The 24,191-nt window shown below is 60.0% G+C and carries 30 protein-coding genes and 1 other annotated feature; of the genes, 3 read left to right on the top strand and 27 right to left on the bottom strand.

The window, feature by feature from the left end; genetic code table 11:
- Positions 1-44 precede the first annotated feature (44 nt).
- Together efp and aroQ are read right to left on the bottom strand one after the other, a co-directional pair.
- Positions 45-602 (bottom strand): elongation factor P, encoded by a 558-nt coding sequence (efp, locus tag AC27E8_RS00665; protein WP_012811098.1) that lies wholly within the window; start codon positions 600-602, stop codon positions 45-47.
- 26 nt (positions 603-628) lie between these two features.
- The gene (gene aroQ, locus AC27E8_RS00660) at positions 629-1,069 is read right to left on the bottom strand and encodes a type II 3-dehydroquinate dehydratase (protein ID WP_041695196.1); all 441 of its coding nucleotides are present in this window, start codon (positions 1,067-1,069) and stop codon (positions 629-631) included.
- Positions 1,070-1,170: 101 nt separating this feature from the next.
- Between aroQ and AC27E8_RS00655 the strand changes: the two genes are divergently transcribed.
- Positions 1,171-1,749 (top strand): histidine phosphatase family protein, encoded by a 579-nt coding sequence (locus AC27E8_RS00655; protein ID WP_014464489.1) that lies wholly within the window; start codon positions 1,171-1,173, stop codon positions 1,747-1,749.
- Here AC27E8_RS00655 and gcvPB read toward each other — a convergent pair.
- The 3 genes from gcvPB to gcvT are packed head-to-tail and all read right to left on the bottom strand — an operon-like array spanning position 1,734 to position 5,659.
- Entirely contained in the window at positions 1,734-3,197 is a 1,464-nt protein-coding gene (gene gcvPB / locus AC27E8_RS00650; protein WP_487097887.1) for an aminomethyl-transferring glycine dehydrogenase subunit GcvPB, read from the bottom strand. The genes AC27E8_RS00655 and gcvPB overlap by 16 nt on opposite strands.
- A complete protein-coding gene (gene gcvPA, locus AC27E8_RS00645) occupies positions 3,194-4,549 on the bottom strand; it encodes an aminomethyl-transferring glycine dehydrogenase subunit GcvPA (protein WP_487097888.1) in 1,356 nt (451 codons plus the stop codon). The genes gcvPB and gcvPA overlap by 4 nt, the downstream gene beginning before the upstream one ends.
- A 6-nt stretch (positions 4,550-4,555) precedes the next feature.
- Positions 4,556-5,659 carry a glycine cleavage system aminomethyltransferase GcvT gene (gcvT, locus tag AC27E8_RS00640; RefSeq protein ID WP_487097890.1) on the bottom strand — a complete coding sequence of 368 codons (1,104 nt, stop codon included), beginning with the start codon at positions 5,657-5,659 and terminating at the stop codon, positions 4,556-4,558.
- Positions 5,660-5,750: 91 nt separating this feature from the next.
- On the opposite strand from gcvT, the gene AC27E8_RS00635 reads away from it, so the two are divergent.
- Together AC27E8_RS00635 and AC27E8_RS00630 are read left to right on the top strand one after the other, a co-directional pair.
- A complete protein-coding gene (locus tag AC27E8_RS00635; protein ID WP_487097892.1) occupies positions 5,751-7,469 on the top strand; it encodes a DEAD/DEAH box helicase in 1,719 nt (572 codons plus the stop codon).
- A complete protein-coding gene (locus AC27E8_RS00630; RefSeq protein WP_487097893.1) occupies positions 7,466-8,365 on the top strand; it encodes a YqhG family protein in 900 nt (299 codons plus the stop codon). The genes AC27E8_RS00635 and AC27E8_RS00630 overlap by 4 nt, the downstream gene beginning before the upstream one ends.
- A 4-nt stretch (positions 8,366-8,369) precedes the next feature.
- Here AC27E8_RS00630 and zapE read toward each other — a convergent pair whose 3' ends face one another.
- The 22 genes from zapE to radC form a co-directional block, all read right to left on the bottom strand.
- A complete protein-coding gene (gene zapE / locus AC27E8_RS00625; RefSeq protein ID WP_487097894.1) occupies positions 8,370-9,290 on the bottom strand; it encodes an AFG1/ZapE family ATPase in 921 nt (306 codons plus the stop codon).
- 15 nt (positions 9,291-9,305) lie between these two features.
- On the bottom strand, positions 9,306-9,791 hold the full coding sequence (locus AC27E8_RS00620) for a shikimate kinase (RefSeq protein ID WP_487111319.1): 486 nt from the start codon (positions 9,789-9,791) through the stop codon (positions 9,306-9,308).
- Positions 9,792-10,242: 451 nt separating this feature from the next.
- Positions 10,243-10,647: a hypothetical protein gene (locus AC27E8_RS00615; protein ID WP_487111318.1), complete on the bottom strand. Its 405-nt coding sequence runs from the start codon at positions 10,645-10,647 to the stop codon at positions 10,243-10,245.
- Positions 10,648-10,651: 4 nt separating this feature from the next.
- Positions 10,652-10,999 carry a hypothetical protein gene (locus AC27E8_RS00610; protein WP_487097897.1) on the bottom strand — a complete coding sequence of 116 codons (348 nt, stop codon included), beginning with the start codon at positions 10,997-10,999 and terminating at the stop codon, positions 10,652-10,654.
- Positions 10,987-11,460, bottom strand: coding sequence for a pilus assembly FimT family protein (locus tag AC27E8_RS00605; RefSeq protein WP_487097899.1), 474 nt, complete (start codon positions 11,458-11,460; stop codon positions 10,987-10,989). Before AC27E8_RS00605 ends, AC27E8_RS00610 begins: the two co-directional genes overlap by 13 nt.
- 4 nt (positions 11,461-11,464) lie before the next feature.
- Positions 11,465-11,833 (bottom strand): competence type IV pilus major pilin ComGC, encoded by a 369-nt coding sequence (locus tag AC27E8_RS00600; protein ID WP_487097901.1) that lies wholly within the window; start codon positions 11,831-11,833, stop codon positions 11,465-11,467.
- Positions 11,834-11,853: 20 nt separating this feature from the next.
- On the bottom strand, positions 11,854-12,834 hold the full coding sequence (locus AC27E8_RS00595) for a type II secretion system F family protein (protein ID WP_487097928.1): 981 nt from the start codon (positions 12,832-12,834) through the stop codon (positions 11,854-11,856).
- Between the two features lie 46 nt (positions 12,835-12,880).
- A complete protein-coding gene (locus AC27E8_RS00590) occupies positions 12,881-13,837 on the bottom strand; it encodes an ATPase, T2SS/T4P/T4SS family (protein WP_487097902.1) in 957 nt (318 codons plus the stop codon).
- A gap of 103 nt (positions 13,838-13,940) precedes the next feature.
- Positions 13,941-14,282, bottom strand: coding sequence for a M67 family metallopeptidase (locus AC27E8_RS00585; RefSeq protein WP_487097903.1), 342 nt, complete (start codon positions 14,280-14,282; stop codon positions 13,941-13,943).
- A 37-nt stretch (positions 14,283-14,319) separates the two neighbouring features.
- A complete protein-coding gene (gene obgE, locus AC27E8_RS00580; protein WP_487097905.1) occupies positions 14,320-15,600 on the bottom strand; it encodes a GTPase ObgE in 1,281 nt (426 codons plus the stop codon).
- 4 nt (positions 15,601-15,604) lie between these two features.
- Positions 15,605-16,063 (bottom strand): Spo0B domain-containing protein, encoded by a 459-nt coding sequence (locus AC27E8_RS00575; RefSeq protein WP_487097907.1) that lies wholly within the window; start codon positions 16,061-16,063, stop codon positions 15,605-15,607.
- 75 nt (positions 16,064-16,138) lie between these two features.
- Positions 16,139-16,444: a 50S ribosomal protein L27 gene (gene rpmA, locus AC27E8_RS00570; protein ID WP_487097909.1), complete on the bottom strand. Its 306-nt coding sequence runs from the start codon at positions 16,442-16,444 to the stop codon at positions 16,139-16,141.
- 58 nt (positions 16,445-16,502) lie between these two features.
- On the bottom strand, positions 16,503-16,823 hold the full coding sequence (locus AC27E8_RS00565; RefSeq protein WP_487097910.1) for a ribosomal-processing cysteine protease Prp: 321 nt from the start codon (positions 16,821-16,823) through the stop codon (positions 16,503-16,505).
- The gene (rplU, locus tag AC27E8_RS00560) at positions 16,820-17,134 is read right to left on the bottom strand and encodes a 50S ribosomal protein L21 (RefSeq protein WP_487097911.1); all 315 of its coding nucleotides are present in this window, start codon (positions 17,132-17,134) and stop codon (positions 16,820-16,822) included. Before rplU ends, AC27E8_RS00565 begins: the two co-directional genes overlap by 4 nt.
- A gap of 10 nt (positions 17,135-17,144) precedes the next feature.
- Positions 17,145-17,225, bottom strand: a sequence feature (ribosomal protein L21 leader region).
- A 15-nt stretch (positions 17,226-17,240) separates the two neighbouring features.
- Positions 17,241-18,149, bottom strand: coding sequence for a site-2 protease family protein (locus AC27E8_RS00555; protein WP_487097913.1), 909 nt, complete (start codon positions 18,147-18,149; stop codon positions 17,241-17,243).
- On the bottom strand, positions 18,146-19,012 hold the full coding sequence (locus AC27E8_RS00550) for a murein hydrolase activator EnvC family protein (protein ID WP_487097915.1): 867 nt from the start codon (positions 19,010-19,012) through the stop codon (positions 18,146-18,148). Before AC27E8_RS00550 ends, AC27E8_RS00555 begins: the two co-directional genes overlap by 4 nt.
- 63 nt (positions 19,013-19,075) lie before the next feature.
- Positions 19,076-19,870, bottom strand: a complete 795-nt coding sequence (gene minD / locus AC27E8_RS00545; protein WP_487097917.1) for a septum site-determining protein MinD — start codon at positions 19,868-19,870, stop codon at positions 19,076-19,078.
- Between the two features lie 5 nt (positions 19,871-19,875).
- Positions 19,876-20,568 (bottom strand): septum site-determining protein MinC, encoded by a 693-nt coding sequence (locus AC27E8_RS00540; RefSeq protein WP_041695255.1) that lies wholly within the window; start codon positions 20,566-20,568, stop codon positions 19,876-19,878.
- Between the two features lie 91 nt (positions 20,569-20,659).
- On the bottom strand, positions 20,660-21,181 hold the full coding sequence (mreD, locus tag AC27E8_RS00535; protein WP_014464684.1) for a rod shape-determining protein MreD: 522 nt from the start codon (positions 21,179-21,181) through the stop codon (positions 20,660-20,662).
- Positions 21,178-22,044: a rod shape-determining protein MreC gene (gene mreC / locus AC27E8_RS00530; RefSeq protein WP_041695256.1), complete on the bottom strand. Its 867-nt coding sequence runs from the start codon at positions 22,042-22,044 to the stop codon at positions 21,178-21,180. Before mreC ends, mreD begins: the two co-directional genes overlap by 4 nt.
- Positions 22,045-22,067: 23 nt before the next feature.
- Complete coding sequence (locus AC27E8_RS00525; RefSeq protein ID WP_008340921.1) at positions 22,068-23,102, bottom strand: rod shape-determining protein; 1,035 nt, start codon at positions 23,100-23,102, stop codon at positions 22,068-22,070.
- Between the two features lie 16 nt (positions 23,103-23,118).
- Positions 23,119-23,820: a RadC family protein gene (radC, locus tag AC27E8_RS00520; protein ID WP_367305577.1), complete on the bottom strand. Its 702-nt coding sequence runs from the start codon at positions 23,818-23,820 to the stop codon at positions 23,119-23,121.
- Between the last annotated feature and the right edge of the window lie 371 nt (positions 23,821-24,191).

Genomic DNA, 24,191 nt, shown 5'->3' with positions numbered 1-24,191 from the left:
GAATCCCACCTGCCGCACGGGCTTTTTCACCGCGCCCTTTGGACTCACGCGCGCGACACGTATTCGCCGGAACGCGTGTCGATCACGACTTTGTCGCCCACGTTGATAAAGAACGGCACCTGCAGCGTGTACCCGGTCTCCACGGTCGCGGACTTGCTGCCGCCCGTCGCCGTGTCACCGCGGATACCTGGCTCGGTATCGATGACCTCGAGCTCCACGGTATTGGGCAGATCAATGCCGATGATCTCGCCCTGGTACTGAACGATAAAACAGTTCATGTTCTCCTTCAGGAAGTTCAGTTCGTACTCCAGCTGAGCGCGCGGAATGTTGATCTGCTCGTACGTTTCCGTGTCCATGAACGTGTAATTCTCGCCGTCGTTGTACAAGTACTGCATCTCGCGCGTCTCAATCCGCGCCCGTGGCACCTTCTCCCCCGCGCGGAACGTCGTCTCTCGAATGGCGCCGGTCTTCACGTTCTTCAACTTCGTCCGCACGAATGCCGAGCCCTTGCCCGGTTTCACGTGCATGAACTCGATCACGCGCCAGACCGATCCATCGTACTCAATGGTCGTCCCGTTGCGAAAGTCGTTGCTTGAAATCATGCGTCAAGCCCTCCAACTTTGTCATCTCACGGCTTCGGCTGGCAGAGAGCGAGCGTCGCCAACCGGTAGCCCTCGAGGCCAAGCCCCACAATCTGGCCCGTGACGACGTCACTCAGGACCAGTTGGTGCCGAAACGGCTCGCGGCGGTGCACATTGGAAATGTGTACCTCAACCGTAGGCCGATCGATATCTTCCAGACAATCGCGCAGCGCGTAACTGTAGTGCCCGAACGCCCCTGGATTGATGATGATGCCGTGCGCTCCAGGCCCGTACTGCTGCAAGAAGTCGATGAGATCGCCTTCGTGGTTCGACTGTCGGTCGATCACGTCAAAGCCGAACGGGAGGGCCGTGCTTCGGACCAGCTCCACCACGTCCGCCAGCGTGCGCTGGCCGTACACCTCCGGTTTTCGCACGCCCAAGCGATTGAGGTTCGGCCCATGAACGAGCAGAATATAGCGATCCGCCACAGCGCGCCCCCCTTGTCCCAACCGTTCCAGCCAGAAAACCGCTCCCATTGTAACACAGCCACGCAAAGCCTTGCTATACTGGTCGTGAAGGAGGCCGCAGGATGGAAATCTGGCTCGTTCGCCACGGAGAGACGGACTGGAACGTCGAAGGGCGGGTTCAGGGATGGACCGACGTGCCGCTCAACGAGGTCGGCAAGCGACAGGCCGACCGGTTGGCCGCCTGGCTCCGGAACGTCCACATCGACCACATCTATTCAAGCGATCTCGAGCGGGCGCTCGACACCGCGCGGCGCGTGAGCCGCACCACCGGCGCGCCCATCACGGTGCGGCCGTGCCTGCGCGAGCATTATTTCGGCCAAGCCGAGGGCTTGCTCCGCAGTGAGAGTTTGCGGCGTTTCCCGAACGGGGCGCCGGATCGAGAGCCGCCCGATCACGCCACCGAACGCGTGGTGCAATGCCTCAAGGACATTGCGCGCGCGCATCCGCACGGGCGCGTGCTCGTGGCCACCCACGGGGGCGTCGTGCGCTCTATCCTTCGGTGGATGGGCATCGACTTTCGTACCATCGATAACACGAGCATCACGCGGATCTCTGTCATTGGCGATGCGTTTCACGCGCTCGGCGTCAATGAGACCCCTCATCTGGCCGACCTCTCCGCACTGCGTCAGTCCAACGGATGACGCAGCCGTGGCTGCCGCGCCGCCTTGACCTCGTCCAGCCTTCCCACAATCGTTCGATGCGGAGCCGTGCGCACGACCTCTGGTTCATGCTCGGCTTCGCGAGCGATTTCGCGCATGATCTCGACAAACCGATCCAGCGTCTCCTTGCTCTCCGACTCCGTCGGCTCGATCATCATGCCCTCCTCGACGATGAGCGGGAAGTAGATGGTCGGCGGATGCACGCCGAAGTCGATGAGGCGCTTCGCCATGTCGAGCGTGCGGACGCCGAGGGCCTTTTGCCTCTTGCCTGAAATGACAAACTCGTGCTTACACGGCCCTTCATAGGGCGCCTCGAAATGCGGTTTCAACTGCTGTAACAAATAGTTGGCGTTCAGCACGGCCGCCTCCGACACCTGCTTCAACCCTTCGGCGCCGAGTGTGCGAATGTAGGCGTAAGCGCGCACCAGCACGCCGAAATTGCCGAAGAATCCCTTCACCTTGCCGATGGACTTCGGCCGATCCCAGTTCCACGCGTACTGATGGCCTCGCTTCTCCAGGACAGGCGCCGGAAGGTAGGGCTCCAGAAACGCCTTCACCCCCACCGGGCCGGCTCCCGGTCCTCCGCCTCCGTGCGGCGTGGAGAAGGTCTTGTGAAGATTGAGATGAACCACGTCAAAGCCCATGTCTCCGGGCCGCGCGTAGCCCAAGATGGCGTTCATGTTGGCGCCGTCGTAATACAGAAGGCCACCAGCATCGTGCACGATGCGCGCGATCTCGACGATATCGCGCTCGAATAGCCCGAGCGTGTTCGGATTGGTCAACATGAGCGCGGCCGTGCGCTCGCTCACCGCCTGGCGCAGCGCCTCCAGGTCTACGCGACCATCGGGCCGAGACGGAAGGGTGACGGCGCGCAGCCCCGCCATGCTCACGCTGGCTGGATTCGTGCCATGCGCGGAGTCCGGAACAATCACCTGATCGCGAGAGGTCTCGCCGCGATCGACGTGGTACTTGCGGATCATCATGAGCCCCGTCCACTCGCCGTGCGCCCCGGCAGCCGGTTGCAGGCTGACCGCATCCATGCCCGTGATCACCGCGAGGTGTTCGCTCAGTTCGTATAGCAGGGCGAGCGCACCCTGCACGAGCTCCTCCGGCATGAGCGGATGAAGCCGGGCAAAGCCATCCAGCCGGCTCCAACGCTCGTTCCGCTTTGGATTGTATTTCATGGTGCACGACCCGAGCGGATAGAAGCCGCTATCCACACCGTGATTCTTCTGAGACAGCGCCGTGTAGTGCCGCACCACATCGACCTCGCTCACCTCGGGCAAGCGGGCCGGCTCCCGGCGCACATACGGCTCAATCTCAGCCAAATCTGCCTCTGGCACGTCGAGTTCCGGCAGCTCAAATGCTCGTCTCCCCGGGCGGCTTAGCTCAAAGATCAGCGGCTCGAGGCCTTCCCGCTGAATCGTCATTGCGCGAGCACCTCCTTGATGGCGGCGACAGCCCCGTCCATGTCTGCGCGGGTTCGCATTTCGGTGACCGCGATCAACACGCCTCCTTCGAGCGAGCCATCGTCCCTCGCGAGGTCATAGCCGAACAGATAGCCGCGATCGAGCATCGCGCGCTGCACCTCGGAGACGGGACGAGATACGCGAATCGCGAACTCGTTGAAGAAGGGCGCGTCAAACAGCGGCTCCACCCCGGGGACCTCGAGCAACCGGGCGCGGAAATAGTGGGCCTTGTGGTAATTCTGGCGAGCGAGTTCCTGCAGTCCTTCCTTCCCCATGTAGGCCAGGAAGACCGTGGCCGCGATGGCGCAGAGGGACTGGTTTGTGCAGATGTTTGAGGTTGCCTTTTCCCGGCGAATGTGCTGCTCACGCGCCTGGAGCGTGAGTACAAATCCGCGCCGCCCCTCGGCATCGGTCGTCTCGCCAACCAGGCGCCCCGGTATCCTTCGCATGAGGAACTCCTGGACGGCCATCACGCCGAGATACGGTCCTCCGTAGGACAGACTGATGCCAAGCGGCTGACCCTCCGCGACGACAATATCCGCCCCCATCGCGCCGGGCGCCTCGAGGAGTCCGAGCGCAATGGGGTACGTCTGTACCACGAGGAGCGCTCCCCGGGCGTGTGCGATCTCGGCAATCGCGCGCAGATCCTCGATGGCGCCGAAAAAGTTCGGATACTGCACGCAGACACACGCTGTCTCCCCGTCAACCGACGCCTCGAGCGACTCCATGTCCACGCGGCCGTCGCGGTGCGGAACCTCTTGAAGCCGGATGGTCTGGCCGTTGGCATAGGTCTGAAGCACCCTGCGAGCTTCAGGATGCAGCGTCGCGGACACCACGACCCTTTCCCGCCGGGTGTGCTGACACGCGACGAGTGCCGCCTCGGCGAGGGCAGTCACGCCGTCGTACATGCTCGCATTGGCGACGTCCGTTCCCGTCAGTTCCGCGATCATCGTCTGGTATTCGAAGATGGTCTGGAGCAAGCCCTGACTCATCTCAGGTTGGTACGGCGTGTAGGACGTGTAGAATTCGGATCTGGAGACGATGGCATCCACGACGCTCGGTTGGTAGTGCTCGTAGGCACCTGCCCCGAGGAAAGACACGAGTTGGCCCAGGTGCCGATTTTGCGCCGCAAGCCGCTCCATGTGCTTGCCGAGTTCAAGTTCAGGCATGGGCCTGGGCAGGTCGAGCGCGGAGGTCAGCCGAATGGAAGGCGGGATATCACTGAACAACTCCTCGACGCGCTCAATGCCGAGCGTCCGCAACATCTCCTCTCGGTCCTCGTCCGTGTGCGGGAGATAACCGAAACGCGACAACGATGATCACTCCTCCTTGGCGGATGACGAGCTCACCTTCGGGCGCCGATAAAACGGAGTCGGCACCACCCGCGCAACATGCCTTTTTCCACGGATCTCGACCTCGAGCGTCTCGCCGACGACCGCAGCGGACGCGTTCACCAGCGCGAGCCCGATGGGGCGTTCGAGCGTGGGCGACAACGTCCCGGATGTAATCTCGCCAACCCTCTGCTCCCCTCGGAATACCGCATAACCTGTGCGAGGAATGGCGCGATCCGCCATCTCCACCCCCACGAGCCGCCGGCTCGGCCCCGCTTCCGCCTGCGACAGGAGCGCTTCGCGGCCGATGAAGTCGCCCTTGTCGAATTTGACAAACGGCGCAAGCGAAGCTTCAAGAGGCGTGACGTCCCGCCGAAGCTCCTGGCCATACAGCGGCAGACACGCTTCCAGTCGAAGGGTGTCACGCGCTCCGAGACCACATGGTGTGACGCCCAGCGAGTAAAGCGCCTCAAACAACTTGCGAGCCGTCTCACCATCGGTATACAACTCAAAGCCATCTTCGCCCGTATAACCTGTGCGTGAGACCATGATCTCTCCTTCTTGAAAACGAGCGCTCGTAAACGAAAAGGGACGCAAAGAACCGACCGAGAGCCCCAACGATTCGAGGCGACTCGCTGCATGCGGTCCCTGAACGGCAAGAAGCGCCACGTCATCCGACCGGTCCGTCACCGTCACGTCGGCCCCGTCGACGTGGCTCCTGATCCACGCTACATCCGCGTCCCGGTTGGCGGCATTCACGACGAGCCAGAAGCGGTTGTCTTCCAGGCGATACACCAACAGATCATCGAGGGTACCGCCGCGTTGGTCGGTCATGAGCGTGTACAGCGCCCGACCTGGCCTCAGTCGAGCCAGATCATTCGTCAAAAGGTGCTGTAAGAACGAAAAACTATCAGGCCCGGACACCTCGATCTCGCCCATGTGGGATACGTCAAACATCCCGACATCCGTGCGAACCGCGCGGTGCTCGTCCCGGATGCTTGTGTATTGCACGGGCATCTCCCACCCGTGAAACTCCACCATGCGAGCCCCGAAGCGCAGGTGGAGATCATAAAGCGGCGTTCGCTTTTCCAATATCGCCACCGTCCTTGGGCGCAAGAATCGATATCACCTGTCACATACTACATGACTGCAGCGAGCAGAACAAGACGAGGAGGGGGTCGACGTGCGAGAACTCGCGAACAAGTCCTTGAACGCCGGAGATCGCCCGTGGTCGTTTTCCATCAGTGGGTTGGATGTGGAAGCGGAACTCGAGGCGCTCCTCCACCTGGGGCGAGGAAGCCAAGACGCCGATTGGGAACTCTTTCGCCTCGGCGCGCTGGCGCGTCAGGCTTGGCTTGCACCCGCCTTGGACCAACTCCTCGCGCTCGAACACGTGCAGTTCACACCGCTTGCGCATCAAGTGGAAACTGCTCTCCGGGTCGTGCGCGATCTGCGCGGAAGGGCCATCCTTGCGGATGAGGTGGGACTCGGTAAAACGATTGAAGCAGGGCTCATTCTCAAGGAATATCTGGTGCGAGGGCTTGTCCGAAGGGCCCTCGTCCTCGTGCCAGCGTCTCTTGTCTCGCAGTGGACCAAGGAGTTGAACCAGAAATTTCGCATCGACGCGATTCCCCAGCGCGACGAATGGACGTGGGAGGCGGAGGGCGTCGTTGTCGCCTCCATCGACACGGCCAAACGGCCGCCCCACGCCGATCGGGTTCGAGCCCAATGGTGGGACATGATCATCGTCGACGAAGCGCACAAGCTGAAAAACCCGAGCACGAAGAACTGGCAACTGCTGAATCAGCTCCAACACAAATACATGCTCCTGCTGACGGCCACGCCCATCCAGAATCAGCTGAAGGAGTTGCACACGTTGGTCACCCTGCTCAAACCTGGAGAGCTCGGCAATCCCGCGGAATTCGCAGAGCGGTTCGTCGCGAGTCCCCGAACGCCCAAAGACCCTGCGGCCTTGCGTCAGACCATCAGCCGGGTCATGATCCGAAACCGCCGAGAGGACGGACTGCTCGATCTGCCCAAGCGTCACGTGCGCGTGGTTGCTGTCGAATTGACGCCAGAGGAACGCGCGTTTTACGAAGCCGTTCAGGCGTTTCTAAGGAGCGAATATGAGCGTTCGCAAACAGCCCGCACGTCCATTCTCCCGCTCATCACGCTGCAGCGCGAGATCTGCAGTTCCTCGTACGCGGCGCTTCTGTCGCTGGAGAAGATGTTGAAGAAGACGCGCGATCCCGATCGCGCTCGCCGCCTGCAGGCGCTGATCGACCAAGGAACCTCTATCCCGTCGTACGCCAAGGTGGAAGCAGTGCTCAAGATACTAGAAGATGGACCAGAAAAGATGATCATCTTTACGGAATACCGAGCGTCCCAAGATTTCCTCATGTACACACTGAAGAAACACGGGATCAGCGCGGTACCGTTTCGCGGCGGCTTCCGCCGAGGAAAGAAAGACTGGATGCGGGAACTGTTCTCGAAGAAGATCCGCGTGCTGGTCGCCACCGAATCCGGCGGAGAAGGAATTAACCTTCAATTTTGTAGCCACATGATTAATTATGACCTCCCCTGGAATCCAATGCGGCTTGAACAGCGCATCGGTCGCATCCATCGTCTCGGCCAAACGCACGCGTGCCACATCGCGAACCTCGTGACGAAGGACACCATCGAAGAACACATCATGGAAATCCTTCAGGAAAAGGTGCGCATGTTTGAGGCCGTGATCGGACGGCTGGATGACATTGTAAGCGATATCCGACTGGATCTTTGGGAGAAGCGCATCTTCGAGGCGGCCATGACAAGCCGCGACGACGAGGAATTCGTCACCCAACTCAAGTCCATCCAGGTGGAAGATCTCATGATCCCCAAAGGAGGTGCGCGTCGCCGTTGAACGCCGAGACCCAAGCGCCGCTGCGAACCCCTGAACAAAGGCTGTCGTTCTGTGATCGGTACTTCACATCCGTCGGGGCTCGTACGCTCCTCGCTCGTCCCATGTACCGGGAGTACGAGCTTCCGGTCGACGTGGACAAAGAACTCATCGAGCGGCCCTTCTATTGGATGTGGGTGGAAGCCACGCATCAGTCGATCGAGCCGACGGTGCTGCGGTTGGCATTCGATGCCGAGGCGCAGGCGCGAGAAGAGGCCCGTCTGAACGCAGAACAGCCCCCTTCGCCGTTCCCCTGGAGCGTGAAGCCGCGCGTCGATCGCATCGACTTCGGCAGTCCTCTGTTCGACAGAATTCTGCTCAGTGCCGCTCGACGCGGCCGGATCGCCTGCGTGCGAGAGGGGGACGCGAGAGGCGAACTCGTGCCCTGGATGATGGTCAACGGCGTCTTTGCCTACACGGCAGACCTCAACCGGGAAGAATGGTTCTCCTACGCCGCATGTTTGGACAACTTGCAAGTCGTCGACCGGTTTTACGAACGCATTCAACACCGGGACCTATCCGGTGTCCCTGCGTCGGAGCTTCTCCGCCACTGTCGCCACACGGTCTACGACGCATGGCGCGTTCTTCAGCGCGCGCTCACCGATCACGTAGCCGCGCAGGACGACGCTTGGGCCAAGGAAGCGATGGCTCGTCTCCATGGCGACCTCGCCCAGCTGTCCGCCTACTACGAGAGCTTGTTGGATGAGCTCACGGAGGAAGAACGCGCCTCGGCCTTGGCAGAAAGGGATCGGAAGCAGGCTGCGCTGATCGAAAAAAGCGCGCCGCGGGTCGAATGTCGCATTCATCAGGTGGCCCTCGTCGGCCTGCGCGTCCAGCAAGCACGACCACCTCGCACTTGACGAGTCAGACCAGGGTGCGGAGATTGCGCTGGCGCGCATCCGGTCCGTCCATTTTCACGAGAATGCACATGCTCATCACGCGCGATCGCAGCGGCGCCACTGTGTCAAGGAGATCATCCACTCCGCGCCGATACGCGTCAGGAGGACTAAAATTGCTGGTAAACCACGTCGACAGTTTGTGATGAAACCGGTAATTGATGATTCGAAACAGCTTCTCCATGCTAAACTCGTTCGCTCGCTCCTGCGCAAATTCATCGATCCCGAGAACAGGCACCGTGGAAAGCGTTTCGAGAAACGGCTCCAGATCTTCCCCCGCCGCGATGACGTGCCGCATATGATCGAACAGGGAATCCGACCGAACGACCAGAGACGGAACGCCGCGCCGCTGGAGCTCGCGAAACACCGCGAACATGAGATGCGTCTTTCCCACGCCCGGGGGACCGAACAAGTACAGCCCAGCCCGCGGTGCCTCCTGCGGGCTCCAGCTACGAGCGAATTCCTGGGCATATCTCAACACCTTCGGATATTTCCTCGCCTGCTCCTCGGGGAAGTTCTCAAAACGAAACTCGTCGCCAAGCTCCGTTACGCCCGCCAACTGTGCATAGCGGCGCACGCGCTCTTTGACCACATACTCCTGGAACGGCGTACACCGGCGAACGCGAGTCGCGAGCCCGCGCGTACTGACTTCCAGGACTTGCTCAAAGCCACGCATGTCACCCGCCTTGCCACACCGCTCAAACCCTGTGCATCGCTCGCAGATCCTCTTCTGCCGCAAATACTCGTAAAGCAGCGCACTGTGGCGCAAAATCGTCTCTTCGGCAAGCGAGGCCTGCTGAAGCTCCGGAATCTCCCGTAGAAAGTACGAAGCATCGTAGCGATCAGCCGACACGTGTGAATGCTGGAGGATGCCTCCGATATGTTGCACGTGGCTTTCGCCCCTTCAGGTCGATTTCAGGCCACTGGAAATTTCTTCAGCGATAGCTTCAGGGGATTTCCCGTCGACGTCGACAATCTGCGAAGCGACTTCATCGTAAAACGCCGCGCGTTCTCTCATCAGGCGCGCGATCCGGTCTTCGAGCGGATGTCCTCGCAACAGGGGGCGGTGTTCGGCCTGCCCTCGCAAACGCTCTGCGAGAGTCGCCGGTCGCGCACGGAGATAGGCGACGTGGAAATGGCTGCGCAAAAGGCGACGGTTGGCTTGTACGGTAACGACGCCCCCTCCAGGGGCGACCACCAAGTGAGACTGGCGAGCGCAGCGCGCCAAACACGCGGATTCAAGCGAGCGGAACGCCCGCTCGCCATCCTGCTCAAAAATCTCCGCGATGGTTCTGCCGACCATCTTCTGAATCTCAAGGTCGAGATCGACGAAGTCAACGCCAAGACGGCGCGCAAGGACAGGACCCACGGTCGACTTCCCGCACCCCATGAATCCCACTAACGCGATACGCAAGGTTCTCATCACTCCATCATGACCGAGGGCCGTTATCTTGCCACGATACCACGTCGCGCGCGCTCGTGTCGTACACAAAGGACATTGTATCCGAGACAGTCCCCTCTGTCACTCGGATCGAAACGCTGACCTGCCTACCTGATGTCGAAGTCGTCAGAACCGCTAGATGATTCGCCACGCGAACCTGGAGGAACGCAGGCAAGTGTCCTCCTTGGGATAACGCGTCCTCGACCGGTCGCGCAAGCGAGAATGCAACCGCCCGACACTGGAGAAAAGTCAGATTTCTCGCTTCGGAACGGAGAGCGAGCGAACCCGTCACCATGGTCGCGGCAGCGATCAGCGCTAGACCAGAAGTGCAAGCCAAAACGTACCATATCACAAACCCCGAGTCTTGGTTGGACGCGTAGTGATACCTCATCGCGACGCCTCACCCCCCATTTCCAACGTCCCACGACAGGCTCTGACCATCTAGCGTTTGGACAGATATGGTGAGTAACCATCCCGTGGAAGCAGACTTCTGCGAGGCCGTGAAGGCCCGGACATCGGTGGCAATCACAGCCGTCCCGCCTCCTGCCTTGACACGGACGAGTTGGTGATTCGCATTCAAATAGTAGGTATAGAGAACCCCACTCAGTTCCCGAAGTACGAGGCTTGCGCCAAAGGCACTCGCGCTCGAGGACGCATGAACATCTGCCAAGGTGACGCGGCGCACACTGTCCAAAACCGCCCAATCCTCCGCAACCTGACTGACGCGGCCTGCACCTCTCAGGACAGCGATAGCTGTCATCGAACAGGTGAGAAGGACAAGTGAGGCTATGGAAATTGAAACCATGGCTTCAAGAAGCGAAAATCCCCCGTGTACATGTCGGGATGACGATTGTTTGAACGGCACTTTCGCCGATATCCAGCGTGACCATTTGGTCCTGACATGCCGCAGCCTGTGCATCCGGCACCTGTGTACAGTGAACTGCATACACGCGACCGGCTTCCTGCACACTCTGTGGAATCGAACTACCATGCATCACATCCTCCATCACGCGTACCTCTGCCGCTTCGACCTGTTGCATCGAGACAACCTTTTCCAAAACCAGGTACGCGTGAGTCTGAGACAGCCAAATCGCTGGAATCAGCATGACCAGAATCAGCGCAGCAAACAGGTTCTCCCACAGCGTCACGCAGTCCATCCCCCCATCTGCCACCCGGTTCCCATATACAGGTGCAAGTCGTCTTCGCGGTGCCCATCGGTTAGTCGGATGACACCGGCCACCTGCGCATTGCCGAGGTTGTCGTACGAAATGACGTGCGCCGGCAACTGAAGGTACCCATCCACATAGTTCACACCGAGCGCGAAAGCGTCCGACTCGAGCGTCTGAGTCCCCTGAAGAAGCCGATATCCTGTGTCGTAAGGGTCCAGCCACACCTCTGTGAAGGTGTCACTTGTGGATGCCAGATTTTGCATGGCACGCATCTGAGCCAATAAGGTGGATGCCGTGGCCCGAAGTGCCATGCCCCGTTCCAACGAAACCAGCGATCCCGTCAGCATCACGACAGAAACAGCGTAAAGGGAGAGAACCACCATGACCTCAAGCAGCGAAAATCCACCCTGGTCTTGTCGATGAACAGGTCGGCAACCAACACGCCCCATCCGGTCACATCCCTCCGGGGGAGAGGCACGTAACGGCAATGTTATTGGCGTCCGAGTCCTGGATGACGTAATTGCCAGACAATGCATCGTTGGACAGCAAACCGTCAGAAACGAGTACTTGAATTTGCTGAACGGAATTTCCAGTTGGCAATTGCCCATGGATCAATTGATATTCGGCCAACGCTGCGGAAATTGTGCGCACATTGCCCGCGCACGCCGTGTTTTGAGCTCGACCCGACGCCCGCAATAATTGCGGGGTGATCATCACAATCAGAATGCCAATGATCACGACCGCGATCATGATCTCAATCAGGCTGAACCCTGTGGTTTTTCCTCCCGAGCGGGAAGCTCCCCTGTGCGGAATCCGTTGCATACCATCACACCTCCTCGAAGCTAAGACAGGCGCGCGATGGCTTGATACATCGGCACCATAAGGCTGTACACCATCACGCCAACCACGAGGCCCATCACAGCCACGGCAACGGGCTCTGCGATTTGTGCGATGGACTCCAATCGATGAACGACATCCCATTGCATGAGACGCTGCCCTTCTCGCAGCCGATCCGCTACTTCGCCCGTGATTTCTCCGATCTCGACCAGTGTCAAAAAGAGGGGATCGAGCACGTGTCCAATCGACGCGAAGGCTTCACAGAGCGAGGCACCCTGCCGAAGTCGGTCGTGTACCACCCTCATCTGGCGACCAAGTCCGCCACGCCGGCCGGCAATCCACGCGACAGCATCCCACGCCCCAATGCCGGCCTCGAGTTGCGAGGCAAGTTGATCCGCTAGGCGCTCCGTGCGCATTCTGCGAATGAGCCGATCAAACGGCGGGCGGATGGGCGCGGAGGGCCAACGGTTCTTGATCAAGAGGCTAACAGCAACCATGACAAGCGCTGCGGTGAAGATCAACAAACTTGCGCCCGAGAGGGTCGTCGGCGTCCAACCTCGGTGCGCTGCCGCTCCTGGAGTCAGCGCGGCAAGTTTCTGGAGCGTAGGAAGAATCGCGATCATCATGAACCCAAAGAGCCCATACGTCCCGCATAAGAGAATGAGCGGATAGGCCAATTGCTTCACAAGCGCCCGACGCCATCGCACACGTTCCATCATGCGCGATGCAACGCGCTGCATCCCCTCGGCAAATGCCCCGGCTCGTTCGGCCGCGGCAAGGCTCACCCAATCCATTTCTCGAACCCACTCCGCGAATGCTTGCACCAAGGGCTGACCGCGTTCTACTTGTTCGAGGACCGCTTCTGATAGAGCCACGCCCACATACGCGCTGCTCGAACGAAGCGTCGAAGCGGCCAAACGAACGTCGACCCCCGCCTGGAGCATGCTCGAAAATTCCATCATCCACAAGGCGATCTCGCGCTCCACGCGGGGCAAGCGTGCCAATCGCACGAGCGCGCGACGCAAACGAATTCTAGTGCGCCGACGCAAAGCCTTTCCCCACCCTCGATTTGCTTGGCACTCGGCCGGATATCGCCTGAGTTCCGTTCTGATGATGAAACAGCCGATCCACGCCCAGGACACGATAGGTACGGCCGCCGTGCCCCGCAGACTCAACAAACACAACTCCGCTCAAGACTTCTTCCAAGATGGACACCGGAACCCCCAAGTCGAGAAACCGCGATACCACACCCATCGGTCTGCGCGCGTGAACCGTCGCGATGACGAGCCTCCCTGTCATCGCCGCCCGACACGCTGCCGCCGCAGAGTCCTCATCGCGGACTTCACCGATGAAGATGACGTCGGGATCCTGCCGAACCATAGCTCGAAGCGCCGAATCAAACGTGAGACCATGTTTTTCTTGGATTTCGACCTGGCGACATCCCGGCACTCGAACTTCCACAGGGTCCTCAATGGTAAAAACGATTCGCCCCTGATGGAGCAAGTGTTCTAGCATCGCATAAGCTGTGGTAGTTTTCCCGGCTCCCGTGCGACCTGCGAGCGCGATCAACCCGCTATCACGTTGCAACCAGCCGCGAATGCGGGACAGCGATTCCTGCGAGAGACCGAGGCCCTCCAGCAGGTTCGCTGAAAGCCCCGGATGAAAGAAGCGCAAAACGAGAGATTCTCCTCCAAAGATAGGAACACAAGACGCGCGAATGTGTGCCATCTTCCCGTCTGCTATCCATTGAAAGCTACCTTCCTGCGGCAGGTGTCGGACCGTGACGTCCATACGTGCTAGCGCTTTGAGACGACGTACAGTCTCCTCTACGAACGCGATTCCACTCATAAACGGCATCATCTTCCCGCCTAGGCGAAACGAGACCTCTAAACGTCCGTTCATCAGATAGAGATGAACGTCGCTCGCGCATGCGCGAATCGCTGCGCTCAGAACTGCATCGACGACCTGAACCGCTGCAAATCGCTCCATGCATTCTCACGCTCCCTTCGCCCAAAGAATTCGCGAAGCGAGCGCGCCTTCCTGTTTTCTGGAATTTATCTTTCTGATGATTTTGTAAATCGAACGGGGAGTCTTATGAGGACCGCTGGTGAGGGGATTCACGCCACTCATACTGAGCGATGGCCACTCGTTCACCCAACGGCGCGAGCAGAAGAAGCCGTCTTGAGGTCCAGCGAAGGACGTGATCGCGACGACTTGGCCACAGTTGCCCTCCAGGATGACTGTGATACGTGGCCCAAATCTCGATGTTGTGGCGATGTAGACTCGTAAGAATGTCGATCCACACGCTCGGCTCGACCGCGAACCCCATGGCGCTTGCCACAATGGGCAGCGCCACGGCCCACGGCCGCCCTCGCGCGATCACAATGAGGCCAGCGCATTCCGCTGGAAGGGATTGCCGAACGTGGGTCTCCAAGAATGGCCGCAGTTCCTCCGGAAAGGACAGGGAAACATTAGTCCACAAAGTCGAACACCATATCCCCGATGCGGATCACATCGCCGTCTTTCGCACCGTGGGCACGCAAAGCGTCGTCCACGCCGCGCGCCTGCATGATGCGCTGGAATCGTTTTACTGCATCGTACTGATCGAAGTTCGTCATCTTCACAAGTTTTTCTATCTCAGGATGTTCAACAACAAATACGCCGTCTTCTTTTCGAATTTTGAGCGGTTCCTCATCGGGTAGGCGATAGACTTTGCGCGCCGCTTCGTCTGTGGACGAGGTTTCTGCCGACGTGGGCACCGGTGTGGCCTGCACCAGCTGATACAGTCGTTCGGCGAACGGCTCAATTCCTTGGTGCGTAGCACCCGATAGCGGAAACACCTCAAGCTCAGGATAGGCAGCCCGAAAACGGGCCAAATTTTCAGTTGCGTGGGGCAAATCCATCTTGTTGGCCGCCACGACCCGAGGCCTGTCCGCAAGTTCCGCCCGGTATTTTGCAAGCTCGTCCTCAATGATGCGGTAATCTTCGACGGGATCGCGTCCGTCTACCGCTGCCATGTCGATCACGTGGACCAACACCCTTGTTCGTTCGATGTGCCGCAGAAACTGATGGCCGAGTCCGCGTCCCTCATGTGCGCCTTCGATGAGCCCGGGCAAATCGGCCATCACGAACGAACGGCCGTCCCCCAGTTCTACCACGCCGAGCTCAGGATGAAGTGTGGTAAACGGGTACGCACCAACCTTGGGTTCAGCGCGCGTCATCGCGCGAAGCAACGTGGATTTGCCCACGGAGGGATATCCAACGAGCCCGACGTCGGCCAACACGCGCAGTTCGAGTTCAATGACGCGCTCTTCTCCAGGCTCTCCCTTCTCAGCCATTTCGGGAGCTTTGCGAACGGAATTGGCGAAATGCGCGTTCCCACGCCCTCCGCGGCCGCCTCTCGCCACCACGAGCCGGTCTCCCGGACGAACCAGGTCTCCCAGAAACTCCCCTGTATCGCGATCGCGCACAACGGTCCCTGGGGGAACCTTGATCACGAGATCCTCGCCATCCGCTCCGTGGCGATTCGAGGGACCTCCGGGTTCGCCGGACTTCGCCTTAAAGTGGCGTTGGTACCGAAAGTCGATGAGCGTGCGCAGCCCCTCATCCACCACCAGGACCACATCGCCGCCTCGGCCTCCGTCGCCCCCCGCCGGCCCTCCTTTCGGGACATATTTTTCACGACGCCACGACACAATGCCGTTGCCGCCGTTCCCGCCTTTCACGTAAATGACCGCGTGATCGACGAACACGTCATCACCCCCTTGCAAAGTGAATCCTCACATAACGTGCTTCCCAATCTGCGACCTCAAGATCGCGAGCGTCCCACGCGACCCAGAGTGCGTTCGAGCTCACTCTGAGCTTCATCCGGAGCGATCTCCCTCCAAGTGCCAGACGCTCCTCGAGCTCGGTCAAGAACGAGATCCATTGTTCAACAGTGTCGCCGTCAGGCGCCTCCTCGACAAGGATATCGTCCACGACCACGTGAGGACATGCCGCAAGCGTCCACACCACGGGTTCCGCGCTTGAGCCAACCGCTTGCTGGACGCGACCGAGCGATTGCAACCATTCGGCCAGTCGATCCATGGCCGCTATCGCGCGATCGGCGCGATTCATCTGAATGAGCGCCCGAATGATTTGGAGCTGGTTCAACACATCGTGCCGATGCCGCCGAAACGATTCTAGACCGGTCGCGTGCTCCAAGCTATGAGACACGGACCACCCTCCTCCAACAGAAAAGAGGCAATCTGAAGCGCTATTGCGCACAGACTGCCTCGCCGCAGACTTTCGTCACTTGCCGACGACTTCCGCCTCGGTGGCGACAGGATAGACGCTCACGCGCTTCTTCCCCTTGCCAAACCGCTCGAAGCGCACCTGCCCTGTGATTTTCGCGAACAGCGTGTCGTCCTTTCCAATGCCGACGTTGCGGCCGGGATGGATCTTGGTGCCGCGCTGCCGCACGAGGATGCTGCCAGCGTGCACGACCTTGCCGTCGGATTCCTTGACACCCAGTCGCTTGGAGATGCTATCGCGGCCGTTCCGCGTGGAGGAAGCGCCCTTCTTGTGCGCAAAACGCTGCAAATCAAGTCGCAACATCATGGATCATCCTTTCCGTCGCTCTTCTATCGCATGCGGAGCTGTGGTGGCATGCGGATCAGCGCGCACGAACGTGTCGAATGCGCACATGGTCCGGGTACTGCTCCGCGACCTGTTCGATCCCGAACAGCATGCTGTCGAACAACAACTTTGCGCGTGAATTCAGCGCCGGAGGAAAGCGACACGACAATTCATCGCCTCGATCTCGCACCTCGAGGGGCGTATCCGCAAACCGCTCCGCCGAGTTGATGAAATTGTACACCAACACGCTGACGGCCGCACAGACGATGTCGCGCCCCGCCTCCGCGTAACCCGCGTGACCGCGAACGCGAAAGCCCTCCAGCCCTTCACTGCGCAGGAGGACGTCCAGCTCGATCATGCGAGCTGAATGGACTCCACCGTGATCTTGGTGTACGGCTGACGATGACCCTGCTTTTTGTGGTAATTCTTCTTGGGCTTGTACTTGAACACGATGATCTTTTCGCCTCGGCCGTGTTCCACGACCTTCGCGACGACCTTCGCCCCTTGAAGATAAGGCGAGCCCACCTGGACCTGGCCTTCGTTCTGAACGAGAAGGACCTTGTCCAAGACGATTTCCGATCCGACCTCACCCTCGAGCTTCTCCACGACGAGGGTGTCGCCCTGGCTCACCTTGTACTGCTTCCCACCAGTCTCCACAATCGCGTACATCCGACAACGCTCCTTCACTCAGACTCGCTGCTCCGGCAGGCTGCAAGGCGCGCAGCCTTTGAAAGCCGGCGGCATGCGGTTACAGTGATGCACTCGAAACATTGTATCACAACTTTGAAACATCCACAACGCCAGGATTCGACAGTTCGCCCACCGGTGTATCCCACTTTCCGGCAAACACTGCCTCGGCAATCTCCCATTCCTCGACGATATCGACGACCCGGTCTTCATCGTCGAGCACGTAGACCATATGGACGCGATCCGGTGCAAACTGTCGAACCACATGCCGAATCGGCGTGTCCATCCGTGCCACGAGCGAACGCGCACGTGCGACCGGTTCGGACCGCCTGCGCTTGGCGTCCAGAAAGCGAACGAGGTCCACGCGCAGGTCTCTCAGGCCTTGCGACGCCGAGACGGCGAGGAAGAGACCTAGGACAAGCGCGCCAAGGTGCGGCCTTCCCGCAAAGAATGCGATCACGCCGAGGACCATCAACAACGCCGCGATCACAAAGCCCATTCGATATGCTCCTTCCGTCGCGCGCGCGTACCCCACGCTGCGGCTTCGGCTCGACCGCCACAGCCGCCCGCCGTCCAAGGGAAGGCAAGGAAGCAGATTGAACACAGCGAGCCACAGATTCAGCGTCACCCAGGCGCGGTACGATTCGGACGACGAAACGCCGCTCGCTGCAAGCGTGAGACCTAGCCATCCCAGTCCGAGGTTGACCACAGGTCCGGCGATGGCGACCAACGCTTCATGGCGAGGGACACACCCCAGATCGCCGTTTGCGAGCTTCACGACGCCTCCAAACGGCAAAAGCTGAATTACCGCCACTTTGTAGCCCAGCGCGCGCGCCACCGCTGCATGCCCCAACTCATGCAGGAGGACGCACAGAAACAGGATGGCCACTTGCAGGGCCATGTGTGCGACACAGGCTGCCAACGCCGACAACACAAAGAGCGGGTGAATGCTCACCCGCACCCCTTGGCGCACAGTCCTCGCCCGGCCAGACGTCATGCGCTTCCTCCTGCAAAGGAGATCCATCGCTGTGGATTCTCAAATTTTCCGTCTTTCTCGAGCGAAAAATGAAACACAGGATGAGTGGGGTGGCTCGGCAAGGTCCCAATCTCCTGCCCGGCGAGGACGACATCGTCCGGGTGCACCGCGACGGAACCCAAGCCGCCGTACAGCGCGATCCCGTCCATGCCGTGATCGATCTTCACCAAATACGTGTGACCCGTCTCATACACGCCGAGAACGGTACCAGGGGCCGCTGCCTGCACCGGATCGCCAGCGTCTCCCTGCACCCAGACTTCCGGATGATTGGGGCCGTAGCCCTGGATCACGCGGCCGAAGACAGGCGCCCGCATGCCCGCAGCCTGAACCACGCCCAGCGAAATGGGACGGACACGAAGCGACGCCAACAGGCGATCCAGCACAGGTTGCACGCGATAGGTGTAGTCCGCATCGAACGCATCGATGGCATGGGCGGCGATGGGCGAAGGAATTCGGGGATCGTGTTCCAGCGCGTAGCCCGCGGCTACGAGCACCAGCGCGCCGAAGAGCTGCCACGTCAATCGAGGCGCACGGCGCACCTGGCTCGGGTTGCTGGCCCCATGAGGCTGGAACCCGCGCGCCGATCTCGAAGATCGCAATCGCACAGGACGAAGCCAAGTTGCGCTCTCGACCTGCCGAATCCCGCCGTCGTCGTCCGCAGACCCGTAGGGGGAAAGCGGCGACTCCGGCCAGTCTTCGCCGCCCGCGTCGCCCATGGTCCAACGATTGGGGGCTTGGCGGGAACCGACCTCCATACCGTTCGAATCGTCCGCCCCTGAAGGCTCCTGTCGTTTCCACGGCCAGGCTCCGAAGTTTCGCGGCATACCCGTCCTCCTCTCACTACAACATCTGTACGCGATGAGGAGGACAGGTATGCGCATGGCTTGTTACCGACCGCCCACCCACTTGCGGAAGCGACCCCAAAGTCCCGATTTTTCCTCGAGGTGCATGAGCGGCACGGATTCGCCGAGGATTCGCCTCGCGATGTTGCGATATGCCGTTGCGGCCGGGACGGCGGTGTCCAATACGACGGGTTCCCCGCGGTTGCTGTTTCGGATGACCCGTTCGTCATCTGGAATCACGCCGAGCAAATCGCAACCCAAGACCTGCACGATCTCGTCGATATCCAACATGTCTCCGCGTTTCACCATGTCTGGCCGGATGCGATTGACGATAAGCCTCGGCTCCCCGACCTTATCCCGTTCCAGCAGCCCGAGCACGCGGTCTGCGTCCCGTACCGCTGTGTGTTCGGGCGTCGTGACGACGATAGCCATATCAGCCGGCGCCACAGCCACTCGAAAGCCTTCCTCGATGCCTGCGGGACAGTCGATCATCACGAAATCGAACGACTGCTTGAGTTCATTCACCAACTCAACCATTTTTTCCACAGAGAGCGCGCGCTTGTCCTTCGTTTGCGCGGCCGGGAGCAAGACGAGGTGTTCAAATCGTTTGTCGCGGATGAGCGCCTGTTCGAGCCGACAGTCGCCGTTGGCCACATCGACGATGTCGTAGATGATCCGGTTCTCCAGTCCCATCACGACGTCAAGGTTCCTCAGCCCGATATCGGCGTCTACCATACACACCTTTTTCCCAAGAAGGGCGAGCGCTGTCGATACATTGGCCGTCGTTGTAGTCTTGCCCACCCCGCCTTTGCCGGATGTCATCACAATGGCGGTGCCCACTCGCTTCACCTCCGCTCTTCACGGCCGGAACGTTTTCGGAGCTTGTGCCATGGGAGAAAGTATTTCATTTCCGCTACGCGCATCTCCCGGCCTTCCAAATAGGCGTACTCCATGGTCGCGCGCATCTGAGGCGCACGACTGACCACATCCGCGATGCGGATTTGCATGGGAGCAAACTCCGCGGCCGCGACAATGGCCGTTTCATCGCCGCCCACGCCCGCATGCGCAATGCCCAGAAGGCGGCCGAACACGTAGATGTCGCCCGTCGCCTCCACCACGGCGCTCGGGTTCACGTCTCCGATGATGACGACATCCCCGTCAAAAGACAGGGGTTGCCCCGATCTCACTAAGCCGTGATAGATGTGTTGCGCGCGCGCGTCGTGGTAACGGCGCGATGCGTCCCGCGCCTCCGGAGTGCTGCCCCAAGCCCTCACCAGGAAGTTGTCTCGCTTCCGAAACACGTCGAGAATGCGCCAGGTCTCCTGGGGGGTCAAGGTTCGCTTGCCGTAATCGACATAGACGTCCACAGTGGGGCCTTCGAACAGCTTCCCGGTTTCACCCGTGATGAGGGTCTCGAGATACGCGCAGACGCGTTCCACGTCCGCTCGCTCGTCCAACAGGAACGTGAGACCTTCGCGCGTGCCCTTCACCGTCACGGGCGGCCTATGATCCATCAGCGGCTCACTCTCTAAAATCAACGGCTGTTCCCTCCAGGATGGCGCGATCGCCCAACAGGCAATATTCGCCCTGAAATCGCCGATTTCCTTCCCATCAACGAAATCAGCGAGTTCAGGGCGAATCCGTAGTGTGCAAAGCATCATATCGGCGCCGCCGAGGGCGGGTAAACCACGCGCTGTACAACGGATACAAGGCGAGCGCAACGACACCGTTGACCATCATCGCCTGGAGCGACGCAGACATCGCGAACTGGATGGAGTCACTTGTCAATTCAAACAAGCGCATGAAACCGTAGGTCAACCACGAATGCACGAAACTGAGACCCATCGTGGTCAGGAAAGCGATAGCAAGATTCTTCTGCATGAACTGGCTGAAGACCGCGGCCGCGATATAGGCGGTCAACCCGTACGCGAATGCGTTGAGTCCGATGAACGGGCCATAGCAGACATCCTGGATGAGGCCAATCGCAATCCCGAAGACCATCGCCAAATTCGCGCCACGGAACAGCGCGAGGAGGACGAGAATCACCAGCACGAAGTCCGGATGAATGGCGTCCATCGGCGGAATCTCGAACAGCGTAGCCTGGAGAATCAGGCCGACCCACAGGGTCACGAATGCGATGGCGGCCTTCACGGTGAACTCCCCTGTTCCCGCACCACGAATACGTCCTGTAGAAAGTCCATCGGAGCTGCCGGCTGGACAATCGCAGATTTCGCGGTGTTGTGCGCGCCGTAAACCACTTTCGTGATGGTGCCAATCACCAGCCCCCGGGGGAAAACGTCGCCGAGCCCCGATGTCACAACTTCATCGCCCACGAGCTGAGAGGATGGCAATTGGATGATCTGGCCGAGGAAGTCCAGGTTGAGCTCACCGGGGTTTGTGGTGGACCCGGTGACCACGCCGAAGGGCTGCATGTGGCTCGCCTCGACGAGCGCCGAGACGCCATCTCCCAGCTCTGTGTCGGTGATGAGCACCACCCTGGCGCTGTGCGCGCTAACCGTGTCAACGCGCCCCACGAGACTCCCGTCCGGCGCCACCACGGCCATGTTTGGTTGCACGCCGTCCGCGCTGCCCACGTCGATGGTGAGCGCCGAATTCCACTCCGATGGCTCGCGTCCCACCACAACAGCCGGAATCTCATGCAGCTGGTTGACCGTGCGGCGATAAAAGTGGAGCATGGTCTCCAAGCGCTGATTCTCGGCCTGAGCATCCGCGAGTTCGGCGCGCAAGGCTTGGTAATTCTCCATCTCCTGTTTCAGCGCGGCATTCTCTTCGTACATTTGACGGAGGTTCGACAGACCGGCAAAAAACCCCGTCAGCTTGCTCACCGGGCGATACACGATTCCGGACACGGCGCTCTGGATGTCCATCAACACGCGCTCTGGAAAGGTCGCGCGGCGTCCCGTCTGCGACAACGTCAGTCCCGCGATAATCATGAGGACGATGAGGCTGCCGAGGATCAGGAACAGCCGGCGACTCGTCAAATATCGGGACACGGGTATCCCTCTTCTCCATCACCTTACGCTCGGCCTTGGGCCCGCCGCATCGCGGCCGAGCGTTTGCGGTACACGTCATAATTGTCCAGCGCCTTCCCCGTACCGATGGCCACGCAATCCAGCGGGTTCTCCGCGACGAGGACGGGCATGCCCGTTTCCCGGGCCAGCCGCTTGTCGAGGTTGCGAAGTAACGCTCCGCCGCCCGTGAGGACGATGCCGCGGTCCATAATATCGGCAGCCAACTCCGGCGGCGACTTCTCCAGCGTCACTTTCACCGCGTCCACGATGGCGAGCACCGTATCGGACAGCGCTTCGCTGATTTCTTTCGACGTGATCGTCACGTTTCGAGGCAAGCCGGTCAGCAGATCCCGGCCGCGAATTTCCATCGAACGTTCCTCGTCGAGATCATCGGCTGCCCCAATCTGAATCTTGAGGTCCTCGGCGGTTCGCTCGCCAATCATCAAATTGTAAGTCTTCTTCACGTACTGGATAATGGCCTCGTCCATCTCGTCGCCCGCCACGCGAATGGACTTGGACGTCACAATGCCGCCGAGCGAGATGATTGCGACCTCCGTCGTGCCGCCACCGATATCCACCACCATCGAGCCGGTCGGTTCGCCGACCGGCAGCCCGGCGCCGATGGCTGCAGCCATCGGCTCCTCAATGACCTGCGCGTCCTTGGCGCCCGCCTCAAGCGCCGCATCTTCGACCGCGCGCCGCTCTACTGCGGTGATGCCGGAAGGAACGCTGATCATCACCCGGGGCTTCCCGGACCAAGACGACTTCGTCTTCATCGCCTGACGGATGAAATGGCGCAACATGGCCGACGTGGTCTGAAAGTCGGCGATCACGCCGTCCTTCATGGGGCGGACCGCGACGATGTTGCCCGGCGTGCGACCGATCATCTGCTTCGCCTCGGCGCCTACGGCCTCAATGCTGCCGGTATCGGTGCGGATGGCGACCACTGAAGGCTCGCGGACCACAATGCCTTTGCCCTTCACGTAGACCAGCGTGTTCGCCGTACCCAAATCAACACCCATATCCCTTACGGAAAACATGGAACCGTGACTCCTCTCATGAAGTAGAATCCAAATACCCTTCCGCGCGCAAACTGACAAATCGCCCGTCGCCAATCACGATGTGGTCCAGCACCTCGATGCCGAGCACCCGTCCCGCCTCGACGAGACGCTTTGTGACCGCAATATCTTCAGGGCTAGGAGATGGGTCGCCACTGGGGTGGTTATGTATGCACAAGATGCTCGAAGCGCTGATGCGGATCGCGCGGCGAAAGATCTCGCGCGGATGTACGATAGAAGCATCCAGGCTGCCCACGGACGACGTATCTTCAGCGAGGACTCGATGCTTCGTGTCCAAAAGAAGAGTTACAAAATGTTCCTTTTTAAGATACCTCAGTCGGTCCATGACATACTTTGCGGCGTCTTCGGCGGTGCGGATTTGCCGTTTTTCGCCAGGCGGCTTTCGGGCCACACGGCGCCCCAACTCGACCGCCGCCGCGATCTGCACGGCCTTGGCAGGCCCGATGCCGGGGACGCTGAGCAATTCCGCCACCTCGAGATCCGCAAGCCTGTCGAGATCGCCCAGATGTCGACAAAGCGACTGTGCAATCTCGTACACGTTCTGTTTCCCGTTGCCCGACTGCATGATGCAGGCCAAAAGCTCGTCCACGCGCAGTGCGCTCGGTCCGAGACGCATCAGGCGCTCGCGTGGGCCATCTTCCAATTCCGAAGCAACGCACACATCCCAGTCCACGTTCATCCCACCTCGTCTCCTTGGATGACCTGAGCATACGGAAACGAGCGGATGGGAACAAACGGATGCAGGAAAAACGATGATACGGAAGTTGAAGACCCAAAAAAAGGGTCCGGTGCGTCCGGACGGATCGAAAGCGCTACGAAACCTGCAACGGATCGCGGGACTCATCGGTTCACACCGCGAGCATACCGCGACGGTACTATTGTGAACATGTTCGACACTGTTCGTCAATGGCTCATTTTGCGGCCTACCGTATCATCTGGTGTCATTGAGTGCTATCTAGTCTTGATAGACAAGGGTTTTGGGTCGTCTCAGACCTCCTTCGTATCATCCAGTGCTAACGAGTAGATTTGCAACGGGATTAGCACGGCATA

This window comes from Alicyclobacillus sp. CIJ1 (genome assembly GCF_057538885.1).
The sequence above is the reverse complement of the archived record's forward strand: the minus strand, read 5'-3'. Positions and strand labels throughout refer to the sequence as shown.